Below are 3,337 nucleotides of genomic sequence, written 5' to 3' on the forward strand. Positions count from 1 at the left end.
ATATCAAATAATGCCACTGCATAGCAAAATAGCCCTTGAGCAACAACTCGGTAAATGGCAAAACTCATTAAGCTGGCAGTGGGTAGATAGTAAAACGCGTGTAGATCCGCGTCGTATTGAAAATCTAACAGCCAACTATAGCTTAGTGAATTTAGCAACCAAGGCGACATGGGATAAGCTAACAGTTAAGTTAGCAATTACTAATTTACTTGATCAGTATTATCAACAGCCGTTAGGCGGAGTCAGTATTGCTGATTTTAAAACAGATATGAGCGAAGGCTTCAGCCAATTAGCAGGACAAGGTCGCTCGGTTAATGCCGGTATCAGCTACGCATTTTAAGTAAATTACCTAAATGTAGCCATGATGTTTAGCATGGCTAAATTACAGCTGATCACAAAAATCTATAAACTGCGTTAACAACGGATTTTTGTATTTGTTTTTATGCATCACCAACCAAAACTGCCTTTGCATGGGGTGGTTTAAGTTAAGCTGCGTAACGCGGCCATCTTGTAAAGCGTACTGTGCCGCGAGTGACGATAAACACCCCAGCCCTAACCCTTCAGCAACGCTGTTGATCAGTGCCTCTGTCGTGTTGAGTTCAAAACTTTGGCTCCAATTATCGATATGCGTAGCGAGGTTTTGTAAAAAGAATGAGCGTGAACCAGAGCCAGCTTCCCTTAATACCCATTCGCTGTTTGTTAAATCATTAAAACTAAGCTGTAATTTTGCAGCTAAAGGGTGGGATAGCGGTGCAATAATACACATAGAGTCTTGGCTAAACACGGTTGAGACTAAGTCGCTTTGCTGGGCTTGGCCTTCTATTAGTGCAATGTCGAGCTCAAAATCGCGCAGTTTTTGGCAAATAAGCTCAGAATTTGAAATAAAAACTTGCTGTGAATAATGCTGCTGTTGTTGGCGAAATCCACTGAGTATAAAGGGCAACACATGATTACCAATGGTATCGCTGGCACCTATTCTTAAGGTGCCGCTGGCTTTTGCTTGGGGCGAAAAAAGCGTATTAATATCATTTGCTCTGTGCAGTAATTCATCGGCCAAGGGCAGTAATTTTTGCCCTTCTTGATTTAAAATTAAGCGATGATTTACTCGGTCAAACAGTGGGTGACCTAACTGCTTTTCAAGCTCGCTAAGCGCCATACTGACTGCCGCTTTAGATAGATAAAGCCGCTCTGAGGCTGCGGTAAGTGTTGCATGCTGAGTAATACCTACAAACACTTTAAGTTGTTTAAGAGAAATATTCATGAGGTTTATGTTTAGTTTTTATGAACATGTGTTCTATATAATTAGATTTAACTAAACAAAATGCAAGGTTAAACTTCTATATAAGATAAACAATGAGTGTGGAGTATAAACATGTTTAATTATATAAAAGCCAAAGTAATAACCGCACCTACCCCAATGGGTGGATTAGCATTAGGCATAGCCAGCCTTGGTTGGGCTTGGGAAAACATGTTTAATGCAAATGGCGCAGCGCAATACACTGGGGCGGCAATTGCGAGCGTATTATTATTAATACTTGGCTTAAAATTTTTACTGCACCCGCAATTACTAAAAGCCGATTTAGCGCACCCTGTTGTAGGTAGCGTTGTGCCTACTTTTGCTATGGCAACGTTGGTGGTATCTAATTCGTTAGGGCACGTTAATCCATTAGCAGGGGATGTGCTTTGGGTAGGCGCATTTTTATTGCACTTAGGATTTTTATTGAGCTTTGTTATTCATCGTGTTCGTGAATTTAAAATTGAACACATGGTGCCAAGTTGGTTTGTACCACCTGTGGGTATTATTGTTGCCGATGTAGCGTTCTCGGGTAACCCAGCACTGTTGTTTTTAGCACAAGCAGCACTTTATTTTAGCATGTTAATGTACGCAGTTATGTTGCCGTTAATGATTTACCGGATAATATTTGCTGAGCAAATTCCTGATGCTGCACAGCCCACATTAGCTATATTAGCGGCGCCGGCAAGCTTATCGTTGGCGGGGTATTTCACTGTAGTGAACCAGCCGTCGCCAGTGATAATTGGGGGGTTATTTGGTATTGCCATACTAATGACATTAATTATTTATACGGCATTTTTTAAATTACTACGCCGCAGGTTTTGCCCTGGGTTTGCTGCATTTACCTTTCCCATGGTCATTGGTGCTACGGCGTTATTTAAACTCGCGGATTGGATGCTAACTATGAATGTTGATGTACAGTTTATAAACCAAATACATCATTTAGCGGTAGTTGAATTGCTAGTAGCAAGCGCTGTGGTTGGCTATGTAGCGATCCGTTATACGCATTATTTTAGTTCCTTGGCTTTAAACGGCTTGAGGGTGTGAAATTGTAATAGTTTGAATACAGAACGAAGAGGCAATAATGAGGTTTTGCCTCTGCGGTTAATTATTATTTTAGCGGCAAGTAAATATCAGTTATTAAATCACACTCATCTACTTCATGAATGAGATTTAAGTAATGAAAGAAGCACGGAAAATCTCTAACTTCTTCAGTACTGTTTGGTAACCATTGACGATATAGATAATAAACAGTGTCGCTGATAGTGTCATGACTGCCAAAGTGCCTGACTAAAGCGCAGCGACCTGCCGGGATCTCACCATTTTTTACGCCGTATTGATTATCGCTAATTGGTTGCTTGACGCTGCCGGCGAAGTCAAAGCGAAAATCGTTGTCGTCAGTCACCGCAGGATCGCTATAAGGGATGCCATAAGTATCACTGGTTTTTACCGGTGATAAGCCTGACTCTTTTCGCCATTTAATAAACTGTGCGGCTGTTTCCATAAGCTTAGTGGCCGAACCGTTGTGGGTAAGCAACGCAACAGCTTGCGGTGCAAAGTGAACAATTTCTACTTTCATATTACTAACCTTTAATTCAGGTATTTTAAAGTCAAACTGCGCATGCCAATGTGGCCAGTTTGGTGTGCTTCTGAACTGAGTTGGGGATTGAGCAAAAACACGTTTGAAAGCACGACTAAAAGCTTCAGGACTTTCAAAACTTGCCTCTAATGCAATATCAATAATGCGTTTGTGATGCTCAAAAGCAAGCCGATAAGAGGCGCGCTTTAAGCGAGCAAATTGCGTGTACTTAGTAACGCTTACCCCCATTATTGAGATAAATAAACGATGAAAATGAAATTTAGAACAACAGGCAACGGCACTTAAACTATCTAATGTAAGTGGCTCATCAATATGGTTTATACCCAAGCCACCTCAAGATGCAGAATTCAGCGTTTCACAGGTGCTTAATATCAAGGCGTTACTTTGCAAGAATGGCAGTCCCTTTTAAGAAGTAACAACGATGAGAGTATGTGCCTGTGAAA

3 protein-coding genes and 1 pseudogene are annotated in these 3,337 nt (G+C 41.1%); 2 read left to right on the forward strand and 2 right to left on the reverse strand.

What is annotated here, in order from left to right:
* Positions 1–340: pseudogene (locus tag H5203_RS22340) on the forward strand (TonB-dependent receptor); the annotation flags it as partial.
* A gap of 42 nt (positions 341–382) precedes the next feature.
* On the opposite strand, the gene H5203_RS22345 reads toward H5203_RS22340, so the two are convergent.
* Complete coding sequence (locus H5203_RS22345; RefSeq protein WP_182820364.1) at positions 383–1,261, reverse strand: LysR family transcriptional regulator; 879 nt, start codon at positions 1,259–1,261, stop codon at positions 383–385.
* Positions 1,262–1,372: 111 nt separating this feature from the next.
* Here H5203_RS22345 and H5203_RS22350 point away from each other — a divergent pair, with 111 nt between their 5' ends.
* A complete protein-coding gene (locus H5203_RS22350) occupies positions 1,373–2,341 on the forward strand; it encodes a TDT family transporter (protein ID WP_182820365.1) in 969 nt (322 codons plus the stop codon).
* Positions 2,342–2,405: 64 nt separating this feature from the next.
* Here H5203_RS22350 and H5203_RS22355 read toward each other — a convergent pair whose 3' ends face one another.
* Positions 2,406–3,221: a GyrI-like domain-containing protein gene (locus H5203_RS22355; RefSeq protein ID WP_220495345.1), complete on the reverse strand. Its 816-nt coding sequence runs from the start codon at positions 3,219–3,221 to the stop codon at positions 2,406–2,408.
* Positions 3,222–3,337: the final 116 nt, after the last annotated feature.

This window comes from Pseudoalteromonas sp. SG41-1, from assembly GCF_014164575.1.
Lineage (GTDB): Bacteria > Pseudomonadota > Gammaproteobacteria > Enterobacterales > Alteromonadaceae > Pseudoalteromonas > Pseudoalteromonas rhizosphaerae.

What these genes read in the sequence shown, in the direction of transcription:
- H5203_RS22345 (WP_182820364.1), bottom strand. Translation starts at nt 1,261, where the DNA reads ATGAATATTTCTCTTAAACAACTTAAAGTGTTTGTAGGTATTACTCAG.
- H5203_RS22350 (WP_182820365.1), top strand. Translation starts at nt 1,373, where the DNA reads ATGTTTAATTATATAAAAGCCAAAGTAATAACCGCACCTACCCCAATG.